At 71.0% G+C, this 18,914-nt stretch carries 15 protein-coding genes; 4 read left to right on the top strand and 11 right to left on the bottom strand.

What is annotated here, in order from left to right; all coding sequences use genetic code 11:
• Window positions 1–272: 272 nt before the first annotated feature.
• The gene (locus POL25_RS33140) at window positions 273–920 is read left to right on the top strand and encodes a hydrolase (RefSeq protein WP_272090309.1); all 648 of its coding nucleotides are present in this window, start codon (window positions 273–275) and stop codon (window positions 918–920) included.
• A gap of 76 nt (window positions 921–996) precedes the next feature.
• On the opposite strand, the gene POL25_RS33135 is transcribed toward POL25_RS33140, so the two are convergent.
• The 7 genes from POL25_RS33135 to POL25_RS33105 form a co-directional block, all read right to left on the bottom strand.
• The gene (locus POL25_RS33135; protein ID WP_272090308.1) at window positions 997–1,932 is read right to left on the bottom strand and encodes a helix-turn-helix domain-containing protein; all 936 of its coding nucleotides are present in this window, start codon (window positions 1,930–1,932) and stop codon (window positions 997–999) included.
• A gap of 208 nt (window positions 1,933–2,140) precedes the next feature.
• Window positions 2,141–4,600 carry an FG-GAP repeat domain-containing protein gene (locus POL25_RS33130; protein WP_272090307.1) on the bottom strand — a complete coding sequence of 820 codons (2,460 nt, stop codon included), beginning with the start codon at window positions 4,598–4,600 and terminating at the stop codon, window positions 2,141–2,143.
• A 355-nt stretch (window positions 4,601–4,955) separates the two neighbouring features.
• Window positions 4,956–6,065 (bottom strand): amidohydrolase family protein, encoded by a 1,110-nt coding sequence (locus POL25_RS33125; protein WP_272090306.1) that lies wholly within the window; start codon window positions 6,063–6,065, stop codon window positions 4,956–4,958.
• A gap of 461 nt (window positions 6,066–6,526) precedes the next feature.
• Complete coding sequence (locus POL25_RS33120; RefSeq protein ID WP_272090305.1) at window positions 6,527–6,829, bottom strand: hypothetical protein; 303 nt, start codon at window positions 6,827–6,829, stop codon at window positions 6,527–6,529.
• A gap of 16 nt (window positions 6,830–6,845) precedes the next feature.
• On the bottom strand, window positions 6,846–7,859 hold the full coding sequence (locus tag POL25_RS33115) for a DUF4003 family protein (RefSeq protein WP_272090304.1): 1,014 nt from the start codon (window positions 7,857–7,859) through the stop codon (window positions 6,846–6,848).
• Between the two features lie 167 nt (window positions 7,860–8,026).
• On the bottom strand, window positions 8,027–9,607 hold the full coding sequence (locus tag POL25_RS33110; protein WP_272090303.1) for a cytochrome c family protein: 1,581 nt from the start codon (window positions 9,605–9,607) through the stop codon (window positions 8,027–8,029).
• Window positions 9,608–9,612: 5 nt separating this feature from the next.
• Entirely contained in the window at window positions 9,613–11,316 is a 1,704-nt protein-coding gene (locus POL25_RS33105) for a DUF8225 domain-containing protein (protein ID WP_272090302.1), read from the bottom strand.
• A gap of 632 nt (window positions 11,317–11,948) precedes the next feature.
• Here POL25_RS33105 and POL25_RS33100 point away from each other — a divergent pair.
• Complete coding sequence (locus POL25_RS33100) at window positions 11,949–12,356, top strand: ArsR/SmtB family transcription factor (RefSeq protein ID WP_272090301.1); 408 nt, start codon at window positions 11,949–11,951, stop codon at window positions 12,354–12,356.
• On the top strand, window positions 12,353–13,237 hold the full coding sequence (locus POL25_RS33095) for an SRPBCC family protein (RefSeq protein ID WP_272090300.1): 885 nt from the start codon (window positions 12,353–12,355) through the stop codon (window positions 13,235–13,237). The genes POL25_RS33100 and POL25_RS33095 overlap by 4 nt, the downstream gene beginning before the upstream one ends.
• Window positions 13,238–13,318: 81 nt before the next feature.
• Here POL25_RS33095 and POL25_RS33090 read toward each other — a convergent pair whose 3' ends face one another.
• The 3 genes from POL25_RS33090 to POL25_RS33085 all read right to left on the bottom strand — a co-directional run bounded on the left by POL25_RS33090 (window position 13,319) and on the right by POL25_RS33085 (window position 14,553).
• Window positions 13,319–13,795: a hypothetical protein gene (locus tag POL25_RS33090; RefSeq protein WP_272090299.1), complete on the bottom strand. Its 477-nt coding sequence runs from the start codon at window positions 13,793–13,795 to the stop codon at window positions 13,319–13,321.
• 127 nt (window positions 13,796–13,922) lie between these two features.
• The gene (locus tag POL25_RS45065) at window positions 13,923–14,228 is read right to left on the bottom strand and encodes an immunity 53 family protein (RefSeq protein WP_373372138.1); all 306 of its coding nucleotides are present in this window, start codon (window positions 14,226–14,228) and stop codon (window positions 13,923–13,925) included.
• A gap of 139 nt (window positions 14,229–14,367) precedes the next feature.
• On the bottom strand, window positions 14,368–14,553 hold the full coding sequence (locus tag POL25_RS33085) for a hypothetical protein (RefSeq protein ID WP_272090298.1): 186 nt from the start codon (window positions 14,551–14,553) through the stop codon (window positions 14,368–14,370).
• A 494-nt stretch (window positions 14,554–15,047) separates the two neighbouring features.
• On the opposite strand from POL25_RS33085, the gene POL25_RS33080 reads away from it, so the two are divergent.
• Window positions 15,048–15,458, top strand: a complete 411-nt coding sequence (locus POL25_RS33080; protein WP_272090297.1) for a hypothetical protein — start codon at window positions 15,048–15,050, stop codon at window positions 15,456–15,458.
• Window positions 15,459–15,549: 91 nt separating this feature from the next.
• Here POL25_RS33080 and POL25_RS33075 read toward each other — a convergent pair whose 3' ends face one another.
• Window positions 15,550–17,994, bottom strand: coding sequence for a tetratricopeptide repeat protein (locus POL25_RS33075; protein WP_272090296.1), 2,445 nt, complete (start codon window positions 17,992–17,994; stop codon window positions 15,550–15,552).
• Window positions 17,995–18,914 lie beyond the last annotated feature (920 nt).

Here is an 18,914-nt window from a genome sequence, read left to right as displayed (position 1 = left end):
GTGCGGGTGAATTTCGGGACAGAGGCTTCGGGCTTGGCGCAGATGTTCTCGGGACAGGCTCGGAGCTATTCATCATATGGCCAAAAGGACATGTATTGATAGTTGTGTCGCGGGCGCGCGGTGCCTCGGCGCGGGCCCGCGGCGGGGGGGCAGGCATATCGACGGCAGGGATCTTCCAAGCCGGCACGATCGTCCAAGCGCTGCGGCCCCGGGCCCCGCTAGGTTCCGCGGCGAACGAGCCGGCGCCCGCGCGGGCTCGCAGGAGATTTCCCATGTCCAACAACAAGACCGGTCTCGACGCGCTGCTCACCCCCGACAATTGCGTGCTGGTGCTGATCGATCATCAGCCGTTCCAGTTCGCCAATCTTCACAGCCATGATCCGACGATGATCGTCAACAACGTGATCGGCCTGGCGAAGACGGCCAAAGCGTTCAAGGTGCCGACGATCCTGACGACGGTGCTGGAAGAGCGCGGCGGCTACCTGATCAAGGGGCTGCAAGACGTGTTCCCGGAGCAGAAGCCGATCGACCGCACGCTCATCAACACGTGGGAGGACAAGAAGGTGGTGGACGCGGTGAAGGCGACGGGCCGCAAGAAGCTGGTGCTGGCGGCGCTGTGGACCGAGATCTGCCTGGCTATGCCGACGATCCAGGCGCTCGGCGAGGGCTTCGAGGTCTATATCGTGACGGACGCGTCCGGCGGGGTGTCGGCGGAGGCGCACGACATGGCGGTGCGGCGGATGGTCCAGGCCGGGGCTGTTCCGATCACCTGGATGGTGTTCGGCTCGGAGCTGCAGCGCGACTGGGCCCGCGAGGCGACGGTGGCGGACATGAGCGAGGCGATGATGGCGCACGCGGGCGGGACCGGGGTGGCGTTCGCGTGGGAGATGCAGCTGCTGCGCGCCGGTCGCGGTAGCTGAGCGTCGCCTCGCGGCGGCATCGCGTGGCGAGAGCGCCTCGCAGCGTCGACGTGCGGCGACGCGAGCCTGCATGCATTCAGGGTTCGCGTCGTCGGGTCGCGGCCACTTCTTCGGCGGTGGTCGCCTGGCGTTCGGGACGGCCGTGGGTGTGGCGCCACGCGCTCGGAGTGGTGCCGACGACGCGGCGGAATACGCGGGTGAGGTGCGACTGGTCGCCGAAGCCGAGCTGCAAGGCGATGTCGGCGAGCGAGCTGCCCGGCCGGAGCAGCAGCTGCTGGGCCTTCTCGACCCGCGCGGCCAGCTGCCAGCGGTAGGGTGGGACGCCGGTGGAGGCCTTGAAGGCGCGGCTGAAATGGGCCTGCGACATGCCGCTGAGGTCGGCCAGCTCGCGCAGGCCGACCGGGGCCGACAGGTGCTCGTGCATGTACGCGCACACGTCGCGCAGCTGCCTCGGCGTGAGGCCGCCCTTGCGCGCGGCGGGGCCGTGCGCGCGCACGGTCCGCAGGTACTCGACGACGAGCGCGAGCACGAGGCTCTCGCCGTAGAGCTGGCCGAGCTCGCCGTCGCCGCCGACCTCGGTCGCGAGCAGCTCCGCGAGCGTGAAGATCCGCGGGTTGGTCAGCCATGGTCGCGGCGCCAGGTCGTCGTCGCGCAGCGGCTCGCCGAGGCGGGTCGACAGCTCGCGCGGGTCGAACGTCAGCGCCAGCTCGTGGGTGTATTCGATGCTTTCGCTATAGCCCCACAGCGGCGCGCCGCCGGGGTGGGACGAGGCGAAGCGCGCGCCCGGGTTGCGGGTGAGGCCGGGCTTGCCAGGGCTGCTGCGCGCCTCGCAGAAGCCCCCGACCTGCTGCAGGAGGATGGCGAGGCGGTGGCGCGGGCCGGAGAGGTCGATGGTCGACCGCCGGCCGCCGTAGGAGTACCAATGCAGTGAGGCGGCCTCGACGCCGCTCCAGGTCCCGCGGGCGGCGCGGACCGAGCGGATGCCCTCGACGGCGATCGGCTTGCCCTGCATGTCGATAATTTTAAGCCGGTCGACGGCGCGGGCGCCAGGGGCAGGGATGTCCCTCGGGACAGGTCCATGACCTGGCGCGGACCTGGTGGACCGCCGGAGGGGCTGTCAGGGCAGATGTCGAGGATGTCCGAATGGACATGTCCCCGGGGCCATGGCGCTGCGCGGCAGCGACATGGCCTCGAGGACAGGTGAGGCGGCGCGGGGGCGATCAGCCCGGGCAGATGTCGAGGGCGTCGGCGCCGAGGTTGTTGCCGGGGTGGCAGTCGGCGATCTTGTCCTCGGGGTCGACGTCGACGTAGACGGTGCCGCCGCCCTGGAGGTCGGCGGTGCAGGTGACGGTCTCGCACTCGCCGGGGGCGAGCAGCTTGGTGGTGACGGCCTCGCAGACGACGGCGGCCTGGTCGACCGGCTGGGCGGGGTCGGTGGTCTCGAGGAACTGGACGACCACGCCGTCCTGGACCGGGTTGGTGCCGCGGTTGCACACCTCGGCCTGGAGGTCGATGGTACCGCCCTGGTTCTGGCACAGGGTGCCGAGGTCGGTCAGCTCGACGGTGAGGTCGGCGATGTTGAGCTTGCCGGTCGAGCCCTGGTCGTTCTGGCGGAAGTTGTTGAGACCGGGGGTCTCCCAGTTGTTGACGAACGTGTCGGCCGACGGGACGCGGGCGTCGTCGGTGATATGGGTGATCGAGTACTGGTACTGATTCCAGATCGGCCGCGAGTTGGCCCAGCGGTCGAGCGGGTCGCGGTAGACGACGAAGCCGGGGCGCGACACGAACTTGGGGGCCATCGGGTAGAGCGGGTCCATCGCCGGGCAGCTGTTGAAGCTGGTGCGCGGGACGACGATCTCGGTGGCGAAGTCGCCGTCGACGTCGGCGATCACGGGGTACTCGTTGCCGGTGCCGGAGGAGGCGGGGGCGCTGAACAGGACCTCGCCGCTCTTGCCGTCGTAGACGCGCAGGTAGCACTCGTCGCGGTAGACGGCCTCGGCCGCGCCGTCGCCGTTGAAGTCGAAGATCGAGGAGCCGGTGATGTTCGACGACAGGTCCTGCGAGGGCTGGACCCACAGCACGCCGTCAGGCAGGTTCTTGGCCTGCTGCGCGGGCGAGCGCTCGCACTTGCCGCCGGGGCGCTCGGTCGGGCTGCCGCCGTTCAGCGCGGCGACGCAGTCGGGGTCGTAGACGGCGTAGTAGGTGGCCGCGGCGGTGGCGAACTCGACCTGGCCGTCGCCGTCGAAGTCGCTGACGGTGACCGGGCCGCCCTGGCCGATGGTCTCGTTGGGCTTGGCGTACAGCTGGATCGGGCCCCATTTGGTCTCGCCGGTGAGGCTCTGGATCCGCAGGCGGCCGATGCTGTTGCTGACGCTGAGCACGACGACCTCGGGGGCCAGCTCGAAGTCGACGCCGTCGACGACCGAGTAGAGGCCGGCGTTGGCGACGGCGATGTAGCCGCCCGGCTGGTTGGCCGGCATGAACCACGGCTTGTCGACCCACTCGCCGGTGCCCGGGTCCCAGCCGGCGACGCGGCGGTGGTTGACGAAGTCCATCTGGCCGTCGAGGTCGACGTCGGCGATCACCGGCATGTGGTTGGCGCCGCTGGCGGTCCAGGTGGTGAGCAGGCAGCCGTCGCGGTCGAACACCTGGTCGCCGACGACGATCTCGGGGAACTCGTCGCCGTCGAGGTCGTGGAGGCTCGGGCCGTTGGTGGCGCCGGCGCTCGAGAAGGTGAGCAGGGTGTCGGTCTCGCAATTGCGGCCGTACCACATGCGCTCGAGCTTGGGCGTGTCGCCGTCGTCGACGATGCGGAAGGCGTAGAGGTTGAGCGGGCCGTTGTCGTTGTTGCTGGTGACGCGGTGGTAGCCGACCAGCTCGGGCCGGCCGCCCTGCGGGACGTCGCCGTCGAGGTCGCCGATGGCCCAGTGCGCCGAATAACCGGGGCGGTTGGAGTCGTCGGGCTCGTCGGCGCCGCCGGCCTGCAGCTGCAGCTCGCAGGTGCGGCCGTCGAAGATCCGCAGGGTGCCGATCCGGCCCATGTTGCCGATGCTGGCGAAGGTGTTGACGATGATCGAGGGCTGCAGCTTGCCGGGGTCGTTGTCGAGGTTGAGGTCGGCGACCATCGGCGTGGTGTAGATGTACGTCGAGTTCTTGGTCGGGTCGTTGGCCGGATCCTTGACCGCGCTCCACTCGCACTGCACCACCGGGGTGATGCCCTCGGGGATGTCGTCCTTCTGACACTCGGGGTCGTTGATCGTGCCCTCGGGGACGCCGTACGGGATGCACTCGCCGTCGGGGTCGCAGTAGGAGTCACCCGGGCAGTCGTCGTGGGTGGTGCAGGTGCCGAGGTCGGGGATGCAGGTGTCGTACTTGCACTTGAAGTTGGCCGGACAGTCACAGCCGTCGGTGGTCTCGGTGTCGACGGTGGTGCTGGTGACGACCGGCTCGGTGGTGCCGTCGGTCGTGCTGGTCGGCGTGACGGTCGACTCGGTCGCGTTCTCGCTGTCGCTGCCGTTCTCGGTGGTGCCGGTCGGCGGCGTGGCCGTGGTCCCGGCGGTGCCGTCGGTCGCGCCGTCGGTCGACGAGGCGGTCGGCAGGACCCCTCCGGTCGTGTCGGCCGTCGAGGCCGTGCCGTCGTCGCTGCAGCCGGCGGCCGTCGCCGCCACGATGCTCCACATCCCCACCAGTGTCCGTCGCCGTGTCGCCATATCGGTCGGACTCTACAGCAAACCCTCGCACCCGCGGGCTCGCGGGCGCGCGGCCCGGCCCTCGCGGAGCGTGCGCGTGGCGACGTCCTCGGGAGGTTTTACCGATGCTGTCTTTGCAGACAGGCCGGCCGACGATCGGCATGACCTGTACTTCGGGACATGTCGCGCCAATCCCGGCGGTGAGCGGCGGCGCGCGTGGGCCCGGCCGACGGGCCCGGCGCGCCGCCGCGCGGGGGCTGCGGGGCAGGCTGTCTTTCGGGACATGTCGCGGTCGGGCCGGGGCGCGCGAGGCGGGGCGACGCGGCAAGCTGTCCCTCGGGACAGCTCAGAGGACGACCATGCGCAGGGTGTCGGAGAAGCGCACGGGGACGCCGCTCGGGCCGGCGACGAGGCGGCCGTCGCGGGCGACGAGCTCGCCGCGCAGCACGGTGGCGACCGGCCAGCCGTGGTAGCGCACGCCGGCGTGGGTGTGCTCGGCGTCGAGGTCGACGAGCACGAGGTCGGCGTCGTAACCGAGGGCGAGCCGGCCCTTGCGAGCGACGTTGTAGATCCGCGCCGGCCCGGAGGACAGCAGCTCGACCAGCTGCGGGAGGCCGAGCCGACCGGCGTGGAGGTGGGCGAGCATGGTCGGCAGGAGCGGGCCGAGCTGGGCGCCCTCGGGGCCGGAGCCGAGCGCGTCGACGAGGCCGCCGGCGACGGCCCGCCACAGCGCGTCGGCGCCCGGAGAGGCCGGCCCGAGGTCGGCGGCGGCGGAGCCGAGGGTGGCGAGGTCGCGGTGCTGGGTCAGCAGGGCCAGGGCCTCGGGGCCGTCGACGTTGGAGGCGTGGACGCGCCGACCCGCCCGTTTGGCCATGTTGAGGAAGCGCTGGAGCGCGCGCGTGGCGTCGCCCTCGTCGCGGTAGAGGTCGACGGCAGCGCCGGCGGCCACGGGCTCGGGGTGCGGGTCAGGCTCGCACGAGACGGTGACGCGCCGCTGGCCGCAGAACAGGGCCCGGTGCAGCGGCTCGTCGTCGCTGCCGAGCGAGAGGACGACGCCGCTGCAGCCAGGCAGCCGCTCGAGCCGGTCGAGGTCGTCGACGTGGTCGGTGGCGGCGGCGATGAAGAAGGCGTAGTCGCAGTGGGCGCGGCCGCGCGCGCGCGAGAGCTTGTCCTCGAGGCCAGCAGCGGTGGTGGGGTGCGGGTGGGCGTCGAACACGGCGGTGACGCCGGCGAGGAGCTGAGCGCTGCCGCCCTCGTCACGCAGGTAACCGCCGGTGTCGAGCACGCCGGGCAGGACGTGGAGGTGGCGGGCGTCGAGCTCGCGCTCGGCCTCGGCGCCGGCGAGGTCGCCGACCGCGGCGATCCGCCCGCCGGTGATCCCGAGGTCGCAGACGGTGATGTGACCGTGGAGCGCGCATGTCCCGCCGCGAACGAGGAGATCGAAAGGAGGAGCCATGACGCGCCGGGGACTATGCCAGGAGCGGCCTGGCCCGTCGAGGCGAGCCTCGCGCTGCCGCCTGGCCTCCCGTCACGGTGAGGCGGCAGCAGGCACGGAGGGGCGATGCGGGGGGCGCGTGCGCAGGGCCGGCGTCGCGGGCGCGGCGGTGCTTCGGCGGTGCACCGGTGATTGGCCCGGCGAGGCGCGAGCCGGGCGGAGGCGGCGCGAGCCGGCGCCGGGGGGCATCGATCACGTTTCAGGGCGACCGGCCCGCGGCGCCCGGGGGAGATCGCAGGGAGGGGCGAGCGAGCGGGCCCAGGCAGGGCTCGCGGGGGTGATGGTGTCTCATGGGACATGTCGATTCGGGCATGTCCTTGGGGGCATGCGGAGCGCGCCCGGGACGGCGCCGCGCGGCGACTAGCGAGGAATCATGGCACATGTCTTCAAAGACATGTGTCGACGGGCCTGCGGATTTGCGGTCAGCGCGGGCCTGGCATGGGCGGGGCGCCGACCGCCCACCAGCCGTCGGGCACGAGCAGCCAGAACGAGGCCGAGAGCAGGGTGAGCGCGAGGAGGGTGATCACGGCGAGGCGGGAGCTCGCGCGGAGCCCGGCGAACGCTCCGAGGCCCGGGCCGACCAGCAAGAGCGGCAGCAGCTGGCGCGCGGCGCCCTGCGGGAAGGCGTCGCCGCTGTTGCCGAGGCCGACGGCGATCCACGCGAGCGTGAAGCCGGCGAACGTGCCGGCAGCGGCGAGCAGCGACCGGCGAAGGCGTGGGGACATGGGGAGCTCGCGCGTCTCAGTTGACGGTGGAGGCGCTCAACGCTGCGGTCGAGGCGGCCTGGCGGGCCGTGACCAGCGTCTGCATGTCGAGCAGCAACTTGGCGTCGGCCAGCGCGCCGAGCTCGCCCGAGGCGCCGACGAGGCGGACGAACGCCAGGCCGGCGCCGAGGCTGAGGGCGTCGCCCTCGCTCAGCCACTTGAGGCGGGCGCGCAGGCCGGCCTGGAGCTCCCGGACCGTGGCGACGATGTTGGCGGCCGGCTGGGCGACGAAGCTGAGGATCGCGACCTCGTCGTATTCGCCCGTCTTGATCTTCGCCCCGGCGGCGCGGAACGCCGCGAGCAGCCCGCTGAAGCGCTCGACGATCAGCGGCGCCTCGACGCCGGCGAGGTACAGGATGTTGGCCGCGGTCTGCAGCGGGTCGCCGCGCGACAGGCCGGCCTGCTGATGGAGGGCCGCGTAGATCGCGTCGGTGCCGGCGCCGATCGCCGCGGGCTCCCCCGGGCGGGCGACCAGCATGGCACAGGCGGGGAAATCGTCGGGTCCGGTCAGCCACCAGTGGTGGGCCTTCATCGCGTCGTAGATGGCGTGCAAGCGCTCGACGTGCGCCGGCTCGATCGTGCCGAACAGGCGGCGCAAGATCAGCACCGCGAGGACCTCGTAGACGCCGCCGCGGCGCAGCCCGTCGGCGCGGAACATCCCGCGCACGCGCTCGAGATCGTCGACGAACTCGTCGGGGGATTCGTCGGCCTTGACCAGCTGGGCCGCGATCACCAGCCGGACCGACTCGTCGACCCCGGAGGCCCAACCGAGCCGCTCGCCGAGCACCGCGCTGGCCGTGCGGGTGGAAGCGGCGAGCCTCCCGGCGTCGCCCGAGGTCACGAGCAGGGTGATCGCCGCCAGGCGGATCGCCGCCTTGTCCTGCATCCACCCGCGGCCGGCGTCGAGCGCCGTCAACAGCTCGTCGAAGCGCGCCAGCGGGTCGGCGGGCACCACGAAGCCAGAGTCACCATCGAGGCTGCGAAACGGCATGCGCCCGGAGGGTATCTCGGGCGGGCGGGCCGCGGTCGGGCTTCGAGGCGCCCACGCCGTGCGAACGGGCACTGGCGTCGACGACCGCGAGCGCGATCCGGACCCGCGCGGGCCCGGATCGCGTCATTCCTGGTTCGCCACGGTCGAGTCCGCCAGCGCGGGATGGCTCACTCGATGATGCGGCGGGTGGGCCGATAGCCGGCCTGCACGGCGGCCGTCTTGAGCGGCTTGGGCTTGCCGGCGGTGACGGGCCGCGCGTCCTGCAGCGCGAAGCTGAAGTCCGACGGCAAGCTGGTGCTGCCCGAGATGGTGGCGTATTGATGGCAGTCGATGCACTTGCTGCGCTGATCGTAGGTCTCGAGCACGGTGTTTGCGAGGTTCGAGTCGGGCGACGGGCTGTTGAAGATCTGCGGCACGCTGGCCGGCTGGCCCGACTGCTGCGGCGGGTTGGTGCTCCACTGCACGGCGACGACCTGGTAGTTGAGCCACACCGAATCGGGGTAGGTTGCGCGAATGGTCGTCCACGCGGTCTGGTTGACGGTCTGGGCGTCGCTGTCGATCGCGGCCAGGCGGGTCACCTGGATCGGGGTCGGCGCCGGGCAGCCGTCGCCGATCCAGTACAGCGGTGGTTGGTTGGCGTCGCAGCCGACGGTGACGGTGGCCTGGCCCTTGTATTGACAGGCGGTCGGGACCTGGACGGTGCGCGGCTGGCAGCTCTTGTCGTAGAAGTTCCACGACTTGCTGGCGGCGCCGGCGACGTCGGCGGCGTCGGGGGCGTTGTCGACGTGCTCGAAGGTGGCCCACACCCAGGTCGGCTGGGCCTGGGTCTTGTGAATGATGTGCAGGCCGACCAGCGCGACGGTCAGCGCCTGACACTTCTGGGTGGCCGGGTCGACGACGACCGCCTGGGACAGCTTGTAGCGGTTCCACTGGGCGTCGCTCGGGTTCGGGACCTCCATCCAGGCGGCCTTGAGCTCGAGCGCGCCGACGGACGAGGGCTGGAAGGCGCCCATCGGCAGGGCCAGGGCGGTGCCCGGGTTCTTCTGATAATAGGCGGCCTGGCCCTCGCGGTTGTAGTATTGATTCTGGACGATCGTGTCGTATTCGTCCTCGGCGACGCGGACCTCGTACCAGACGTTGTTGCCGCGCACGTCGCCGAGCCACGCGGGGGCGTTGCGCGGGGCCGCCTGCTGACCGTCGCCGGACTCGAACTCGCTCGAGAATTTGGTCGAGAGGTTCAGCGGGATGGTGCCGCGCGCGGCGGCGGCGGTGAGGCCCGCCTCGGCCAGGCAGTCGGGGCTGATCGTCGGCGGGGTGCCCCACGGCGGCGGCGGGCTGCCGTCGGGCTGGAACAGCTGTTGGCTGCTCATGTAGCCCTGCCAGGCGACCGCGCCAGTGTCGCCCGGATCGCCGAAGCCGGCGCCGGCCGTGGTCGGCCAGTTGAGGGCGATGAACTCCTGCCAGCCGAAGCAGTTGGCGTCGCGGTCGTCGTTGTGGGGGTAGATGTCCGGCGGGACGGTGCCGTTCAGCTGCAGCGGGACGGCGCACTGATAGGCGCTCGCGGCGGCGGCGGTCGACTGGGCGTCGGGCGTCTTGGCGTCGAGTGGTTTGGCGTCGGCTGGCTTGGCGTCGGCCTGCTTGGCCGCGGGCGGCGGCTGGCGCGGTGTGGCGGCTGGTTCGACGGGCTCCTGCCCGGCGCCGCAAGCGAGCGGGCCGAGCAGGGCGAGTAGATAGGGTCTTGAAGACATGGTCTTCAAGCCATGTCCTTGGTGACAGGGTCGACGATGTTGAGCAGCGCGGGCGTGGGGATGGTCGCGGTCTGGCCCGGGTTGTTGACGAGGGCGTCGCGCAGGCCGGGAGCGGCGCTGGCGTCGACGTTGACGAGCAGCGACAGGGCCCAGCTGTCCGACGGGTAGGTGTTGCCGGGGATGGCGTAGCGGACCGGCTGCATGGCGCCGGCGACGACGCTGACCCCGGGGCCGAACGAGACGGTGGGGAGCTGCGGCGGGTCGAGCAGGCCGGTGAGGACCAGCGTCAGGGGCCGCCGCACCGCGCCGGGCTCGATGTGCGGCGCGATCATGGTGCTGTTGCTGGCGAGGTTCATCGCCTGGCCGACGGGGTTGGTGATCGGGGTCGCGATCATGGCGTCGAAGACGGGGGTGTTGAAGAGCTGCAGCGCCTGGGCCTGGGCGACGGCGGGGCTGCCGGCGCACGCCTGGGCGACGGGGCCAGGGCTCTGCGGCAGGGCCATGGCGGCGATCTGCATGTTGAAGGTCTGGGCGATCTGGGCGGCCCACTGGACCGGGACGCCGTCGACCTGGAGGTCGCTGATCGTGAAGCCGAGCGCGGCGGGGACCTCGAACACGGCGTGGAGGATGAAGTTGCCCGGCATCGAGTTGCCGGACCCGTCGGTGAGGGTATTTTGCCCGCGCTTGATGGTCCAGAAGGTGCTGGGGTCGATGCCGCGAGGCGCGGTGATCCGGTTGAAGCTCGGGGTCTGGATGTAGAGGCCGGGCGGATTGGCGAGAGTGGCCTTGGCGGGCGAGATCGCCGGGTTCGGCGGGGTGACGACGAGGTTGACGCTCTGGCCGATGTGCGGGTCGGAGTTGCGGCCGATCTGGCCGTACTGGGCGCAGCAGATCAGGGTGTTCGGGTTGGCGTTGCCGCTGGTGCGCGGGGTGGTGGCGGTCGAGCCGAGGCCGATCTCGGTCTGCAAGGTGTTGGGCGTGCTGGTGAGGTGCATCGCGCCGCCGGCGCTGGAGGTCGAGGCGGTGCCGCTGTTCCACTTGTTGAGCGGGTTGTAGGCGGGCCGGCCGGTCGAGGCGTCGATCACGGGGTTGCCGGCGGCGTCGCGCAGGTAAAGGTCCTCGAGCGCGATCTGCGGCTTGTCGAGGGTGCTGCGGTACAGCTCGACGACCCGCTGCGGGCTCACCATCCACAGCGTGTTCCAGTACTCGGGGTTCTCGCAGGTGAAGTCGATGCGGACGATCTGGCCCTGCGCGTTGCGAGTGATGCTCCACTCGCAATACTCGTCCTGCCAGCCGCGCGGGCCGTAGGGGCCGTACGGCGTCTTGGTGGTGTCCGACGGGTCGCACGGGTCGGCGGGGATCTGGCCGAAGGTCGCGCCGTTGGTGTCATAGCCGGTGTCGGCCAGCGACCACATGTTGGCATTGGAGGTGTTCGGGAAGTAGTATTTGATCCGCCCCGGCACCGGCGACCAGGTGATCCGCGCGTAGACCCCCTCGCTGATGTTGGTCGTGGTCGGGTCGAAGTACCAGGTCTGATCGCTGGAATTGGTGGCGGTCCACGGGTTGCCGGTGATGCCCTGGCGCGTGAAGCCGCTCAAATTGGTGTTCCACAGCTGGTTCATGCGCCCCTGCAGCGCGCTGTCGGTAAAGTCGGCCTGGCAAGCGGGGGTCTGAAAGGTGGTCCATTGGCTGGTCTTCGCGGTCTTCATGGCAAACTCCTCGGGCGCGTGGTGGTCGTGACGATCGATCGGGCACGAGCTCGCCGCCCACGCACGGCGAGGCCGTGGTGATCGCGGTGGTCGAGCTCGCGGGCCGCACCATACGCGAAGGCGAATCGTCGTGGGGGTTTTTAAAGAGCCGCGCATATGCTGCGAGCGGCTGAAGAGAATGCGTGGAGAGCGATATCGCCAAAGATGACTGCGTAAACGACCTTCGCGCCGCGATAATGGCGGATGAGGCGGTCGGCCTAAACGATGATCAGATCGCCGGTTTCGCGCGGTCTCGCACGTTATCGATGTTGCATGATTCACGCGTGCTCGATTAACGTCATTCGTGAAGCGGCGTGGATCGGCAGCGGCTCGGCGGGGTCGCCTGGCGACCGGCGCGCTCACGGGAGAGATCTCGGACAGCCCGGCGAGGGCGCCCGAATGCGGCAACCTCGAGGCGGGCGGCGCGAAGGAGCGAGCGCAGTCCTCGACCCCGAGCGCCAGTCGTACGATCGGGATCCGGCCCCGAGAGTTCGCACCGAGCTGGCGCCGCGGCGCCATCGCCCGGGGGGCGACCGCGACGCGTAACCAACCCTTGACGCGTGTAAATTTAACCTGTAACTACTCCGTTACACATGCTCGGCACGACGACCCCCGCGCCCGACGCCGCCACCCTCGACGCCGTGTTCTTCGCCCTCTCCGACGGCACGCGGCGGGGGCTGCTCGAGCAGCTGCGGGGCGCCGAGGAGACGGCAGGGGCGCTGGCGCGGGGCTTCGCGGTGACGCGGCCGGCGGTGTCGCGGCACCTCCGGATCTTGCGTGAGGCGGCCCTGGTGGTCGAGCGCCGGCGCGGGCGCGAGCGGGTCTACGCGCTGCAGCCCGAGCGGCTGGCGACGGCGACGGCCTGGCTCGAGACCTACCGGGTGTTCTGGGCGGCGCGCCTGCACGACCTCAAATCCTTCGTCGAGTCCCTGCCGGACGACGACGAACCCCCCGCGCCGGCACGCACGCCGGCGAAGACCCGCAAAAGGAGCGCGAAATGACAGCCACACCCCCCGTGTTCGAACACCACGCCGGCTTCACGCTGGCGGCCCCTCCGGAGCGAGCCTTCCGCGCGCTGATCGACCCGGCCGAGCTGGAGCGCTGGTTCGCCGCGCACGCCCGCGTCGAGCCGCGCGTCGGCGGGAGCTTCGCCTTTTACGGTCGCGCCACTCTCGGTTCCCCGGGCGAGAGCGAGGCCACCGGCCGCGTCACCGCATTCGAGCCCGACGTGGCGCTCGCCTTTACGTGGCAGATCCACGGCGTCGACACCGAGGTCCGCTGGCGCCTCGTCGCCGGTGAAACGCCGGCGACCTGCCGCCTCGAGGTCACCCACGCCGTGCACGGGGCGCTGCCTTACGACCGCCCGCGCCACGTCATCGACGACCTGTGGCGCCTGCACGCCGGCAACCTCATGGACCACCTGTCCGGCGGGACAGGTGTGGTCCTGGCCGACTTCACCAGCGCACAGCCCGAGGTCCGCGTGTCGGTCGAGATCAAGGCGCCGCCGGCCAAGGTGTTCCGGGCCCTGCTCGACCCGGAGCTGATGAACCGCTGGCTCGGCGGCGCCGCCCGCGTCGACCTCGCCAGCGGCGAATACTCGTACGGCTGGCGCTACGACATCGAGGGCCGCAGCGTCGCCGGCGGGCCGACCCGGATCCTCGAGCGCGTCGACAACGAGAAGCTCGTCACCGACTGGCCCGATTGGCGCGGTGAGCCCAGTCAGCCGATGACGCGGGTGACGTGGCTGCTCGAGCCGCTCGACGGCGGTGCGGGGACCCGGGTGACCATCGTGCACGACGGCTTCGCGGCGCCCGTGGACCGCAGCGATTACCAGCAGGGCTGGGGATACTTCGCGGACGCGCTGCGCAAGGTGTGCGAGTAGGGGTGCGCTCGGAGCCTGCGCAGGCTTGGGCCTGCGCGGGCTCGCCTTGCCCTGCTCGTTCAGGGTTTGCGGGGGCTTCGGTCAGCGTCCTTGGGTCGAGTTTCGATGGTGGCTCACGAAGCCGATCAGGCCGCCGTCCAAAGAAACGCTCTGCGTCAGTCGCTCGATGGCGCTATCGATGGTTTCTTCAAAAATCCCGTCGTAATCCTCGGCATGGGCGAGGAACACGATGGCCCATGCACTCTCCGAGTTGCATTGCAGACGGAGGAACGCCGCGAGGTCGTGTTCGTAGGTGGCTTCAGGGTTGATCAGACTCGATTGAAATTGGCGCAGCCATTCGTGTGGGATCGAGAGGCACACGCCAGGGGTTTGCGAGATCCAGGGCAACTTCCGAAGTAAGTGCTGGGGGAGCACATCGGGATACATCTTGAATCCGCCCCATATGTACTCGGGAGGCTCGATCAGCACCTCCGTACCTCCCCAGTCCCGTGTCGTGACCACGGACAGGCCAGGTGCGGGCGTGAAGGGCGAGAGAAACAGGCTGCAAATGGCGTCCATGTTACTTCTTCCTTGTGGTGGCTTCCGTGGTCATCCCAGGTCGGCGCGTATCGAGCTTCTCGAGCCTGAGTTTGTGATCTACTTGGCGATGGCGTCGCTGCTCTGCGGACGATCGACGCGGATGATATCAGGCGTCCGCCCATCGCAAGAAAATATCCAGGATCTCCGTCAAGTTCGTGGTGCCTCCCCATCCCTGGAAAATTCCATTGGCGACATCGCAACGAACCCAGTCGCCGTCGCTGCGATCGATGACCACGGGGCGAAGGTCTCTTGCGAGCAGAGGGGTGCCCTGAAGGTCGATTTTGACGCTCCATCCCGGATTGTCGATGGTGTCGATACGAACCCCATGGGCATGCTCCCAGGAGCCATTGCAGTTGGAGCCGTGCCAAGCTTGAAGCCGTCCGAGGGCATCGCTCCATGGTCTCCTCCAAATGTTCCGGGCTGTGCGACGCCCTGTATTGTGGCGGATCTCTTACCTGGACCTTCGCAGGTCAGCGATTGATCATGCTCGGCATGAAGGATTCATACTTGTCCGCGGTGTACCCTGTGGACGATGTCGGCCAGCGACGTGATCAGGGCCTCGGGCGAATGATGCGGCGGGGGCGCAGCACAGCGTCGAGCGCCGCGGCGCCGGTCATGGTCGCCAGCAAATAGACGGTGGCGTCGGACAACAGCTCGGTGCCGAGGGCCCGGGTTCGCAGGTTGCGCGAGGCGAGCGTGAGCTCGAGCAATAGCGTTTGCGCCTGCTCGACCTCCACGCGGACGATCGCCGCGACGATGGCCCCGGCCCCCCGACGAAGTCGACCCGCAATGCTCCGGGCGCCTGCGCGCCGAGCCCCTGCGACTGCGGCCCTGCGGGCCCACCTGCAGGGCGAACTCGGCCACCGGTGCCTCCAGCGGTAAACCGAGGTGGGTCGCCCGGGCCATTGCGGCGTCGGTGAATCGAGGTTCGAGCGGTTGAACTCGAAGTAACGGCAAGGGTGTAATCTCCGCACGATGTGCATCACAAACGACCTGCCACCGCAACCGGGCGGGGGCCGTCGCCGACATACGGCTGGGTGCCGCCGCCCGAGCTCGGCGGTCTCATCGCGTGAGGCGAAGCCGACGCAACGGCCACGCAGGCGGCGTTACCCAAATCAGAGTAGGATTCCCGTCGCCAGGTTTGCGGTCGTTCGGTTGACGCCCGAAGGTCCCGCGCCATGCTGTGGACCGTCGACCGAAGACCAACCCTTCGGCGAGAGGTGAACGGAAAATGCAGAGCTTGAAGAGGCGCATTCGACTGTCCCACGGCGCAATCATCGGCGCCTTCGCCATCATCGCTGGTGGGGTGCTGTTCATGCGCGGCCAAGCGGCCGCAGACGAACGCTCGATCCCGGAGCTTGGTCCGAGCACGCTCGTTGGCGAGGTCCGTCCAAACCTGGACGAGTTGCAGGAGGGGAGCTGCCTCTTCGACGGAGGTGGGCGTCGTGGGCGGCGTCCCGACATCCATGCGTATGGGTACTGCCTCGCCATGTGCAGGGGCATGGACGACTACTACTACGTCTCCCAGGACCATTATGAATTCGGTGACAATTCCGCCGAGAGTGACTGCGAGCGTGACGCTGAGTTCTGGTGTGAGCAGAACTTCAACCGTCGGCTCGACGCTTCCTGCCTGGGTAAGTGACGGGACCACTCGATTCGCAAGTGGACCCCGAAGGCTCTCACCGCGCGAGACATTGTCGATCTTGCCCTCGGTCCAGGGTGGCTCGTTGCCGTCACTCGCCGAGGTGGCGGCGGTGGAACTCGCGCATGCGCTGGCGGTCGGGCTCGCGGGTCTCGAGCTCGAGCGCGCGGGCCAGGGCTTCGCGGGCGGTGGTGCGGTCGCCCGCGCGGGCGGCGACGTGGGCGCGGAGCTCGAGGGCGCGGACGTTGTCGGGGTCGAGCTCGAGGGCCTTGAGGACGGCGCGGGTGGCCGACTTGGGGTTCTCGCCCTCGTCGTACAGCGCGCGGGCGTGCAGGCGCCAGGCGTCGCCGTGGAACGGGAGGGCCTCGGTGAGCTGGCGGGTCATACCGAGGGCGATCTTGTGCTGCTCGGTGCGGAGGAAGATGTCGGTGGCGAACTCGACGGCGGCCAGCAATTCGATGGTGGGCCGCTGTTCGCCGAGCATGCGGTGGAAGCCGGCGCGGGCGTGCAGGGCGGCCTGCTTGCGCTTGCGCTGCTTGATGGCGATCTCGCCCCAGGCGATGAAGAGGCGGCCGGTGGCGACCTCGTCGCGCCCGGGCTCGGCGGCGTAGAAGCCCTGGCGGACGAGGGTCTCGGCGGCCTCGAGGTCGCGCTGGGCGACGAGGACGCGAGCGGCGAGGATCCGCGCGTCGATGTCGTAAGGCTTGCGGCGCAGCAGCTTCTCGAGGTCGCTGGCAGACCGGGCGAGACCTGTCCCTCGGGCCAGGTTGAGGCGGGCGCGAGCGCGGGTCAGGGCGTCGGCGTCGGCCCCGAGCTTGACGGCGGCGGCCAGCCATTCGTCGGCCTCGGCGGGGACGGCGGCGCCCTGGGCGTCGGCGCGGGCGAGGGCGAGGGCGAGCAGGTCGAGCGGGGTGGTCGGATCGATGCCTGGCTCTTGGGACAGCTCGCGCAGCATCGCCTCGGCGCGCGCGCCCTCGCCGAGGTCGCCGAGGTAGCGGGCCAGGGCCTCGCGGTAGCGCGGCAGGCGGAGGCCGGCGGCGGCGGCCTGCTCGTACCAGGCGAGGGCGTTGCGCTCGGCCTCGGGGACCTTGAGCCGGCGCCGCTGCCACACCTCGCCGAGCAGCAGCATGGCCTCGGCAGGGCGCGGCTCCTTCTCGACGGCGCGGGTGAGGGCCCGCTGGGCGGCGCGCAGGTCCTTCGAATCTGCCCCGAGAGACAGATAGGCCTCGCCGAGGCCGGTGTAGGCGCGCGGGGCGTAGTGCTCGGCGGCGGCGATGCCCTCGAGCTTGCGCTGGGCGGTGGCGACGTCGCCGGTGTGCACGGTGACGCGGGCGCGCGCGACCTCGACCTCGACGCGGCCCGGCAGCATGCGATCGGCCCGCTCGAGCCAGGGCTCGGCCTCGGGGAACCGGCGCTGCTCGACGAGCGCGAGGCCCTGCAGGTAGGCGACGCGCGGGTGGTCCTGCGGGCAGGCCGACAGGGCGACGAGGCTGGCCATGACGTCGCCCTCGGCCAGCAGCGACCAGGCGCGCACGATCGAGGCCTCGGGCTCGGGCACGCCGAGCTGGGCCAGCAGCTCGCGCGCGCGCTCGGCATCACCTGCCTCGAGGGACAGCTCGAGCGCGAGCCGGCGGGCGTGGGCGTCCCACGGGGCCAGCGAGGGCCAGGCCGCGGCGGCGCGCCCGAGGCCGGCCGCAGGCTCGCCGCCGTGCACGTGGACGAGCGCCCGCGCGAGCGCGGCGTGGGCGAGGTCGCGGGGGCCGAGCGCGGCGGGATCGAGCGCGAGCAGCTGATCGGCGAGGTCGGCGACGCCGCTGAGCTCGCGCCGGAGCAGCGCGTGCAGCAGCGCCTCGTCGGCGGCGAGGCCGAGGTGGGCGAGGCCGGCCGTGCGCGCGCGGGCCAGGGTCTGCAGCGCGCCGCCGAATTCACCTGCCTCGAAGTACAGCCACACGAGGGCCCGCCGCGGGGCGATCGCGGCCGGCTGGGCGGCGATCGTGGCCTCGATCTCGGCGATGGCGGCGGCCTGCTCGCCGCGACCGGCGAGCGCGAGGGTGCCCTGCAGCCAGGCCCGCCCGGGGCGCGACAGCGAGGTGGTCGGGGCAGTGACGGCGGCCCCGGCGGCGTCGAGGTCGCCGTCGGCGAGGGCGAGCAAACCGTCGGCGATGGCGAGGTCGCTGCACAGGGCCCGCTCGGGCTCGGCGCGGCCGATCGCCGCGCGCGCGCCCTCGCGGTCGTCGTCGTACTCGGCGGCGGCCTGGGCCCGCACCAGCGCCTCGGCGGTGCGGATGCAAGGTGTCCGAGAGGACATGTTCAAAAAGTTGTCGACGGCGGCGTGCAAGTCGGTGAGGCCGCCGCGGGCGATGAGGACCTGGGCGGCGTCGAGGCTGGCAGCCTGGCCGCGGTCGACGTACCAGCGCGCGCCGACGCCGAGGCCGATCGCAAACACGATCACCCATAGCCAGGGGATCCGCGGCGGCGGAGGCGGCGGCTGCAACAGCCGCGGGCGCGCAGGCGCGGGGAGGTCGCGCGAGTTCACGAGCGAGCGGGTTTTAGCGCAACCGCCCAGCGAGCGCGAGCGTCGCCGACGCGGAGCGGCTTGCGCTCGCATTGCATTGCATCAAGGTCGGCGCGCAGCGACGAGCGCGGCAGGTCGGCCGAGCCCGCTCTATCGATTGCACGTCCGTCAGGAAATCAGCGAGGGCGCGCCGCGGTTTGTCGAAGTCGAGGCTCGCCCGGCCGGCGCCGGGTCCGCGAACGGGGTCGACTGCGCACAGCGTCTCGCTGGCAATTGCTCGCAGGAGGCCGGGTCGCCGGCAAATTCGCATTCCGGCCGCAAGAGAGGGGTGACGCCCGCGCGAGCGCTGGCCGGCCGGTCGTCACGTGGTTCGGACGGCGATTCGTGGCAGGCGTCGGTGGGTGATTTTCGGGGCGGCCCGGGATGCGTCGGGCGGGCGGAAGGGGGCGGCGTGGTGGCCAATCGTCGCCGGCCCGGGGCGGTGATTCCGGGCAGGTTCGATGTTCGGAGCGGGCGGCGTGCGCGGCGGTGATTCTCGGGAGGGCCGGCGCCGGAGCGGCGCGGACGGGTGGCGTGCGCAGCGAGCCGTCGCCGGCCCGGGCGGGTGATCTTCGCCGAGGCTCGGGCGCGCTCGGGCGGGCCGTACGGGGCGGCGTACGGCGAATCTTCGCCCGCCGGGGCGGCGAGGGTCGCCGGCGGGTTCGGACGGGGTGACCGCGAATCGTGGCCAGCCGGCGCGTCGGGCCGCGGGGACGGTCCGCACGCGCCCGGGCGGGCCGGGCGGGGGAATCGTCGCCGGGCGGCGATTGTCGAACCTTCGGATGACCCGCGGAGGGTTGGGCGTCGACCGGCGAATCGTCGCCTGCCCGGCGGGCATTTCTCCTGTCCGTCTTTCTCCATTAAGAAGAAGCGGCGGCGGGCTGGCGATCCAGCGCACGTCG

It is taken from the genome of Nannocystis bainbridge (assembly GCF_028368995.1).
GTDB lineage: Bacteria > Myxococcota_A > Polyangia > Nannocystales > Nannocystaceae > Nannocystis > Nannocystis bainbridge.
Note: the sequence above shows the minus strand (reverse complement) of the source record. Positions and strands in the feature narration are given on the sequence as shown.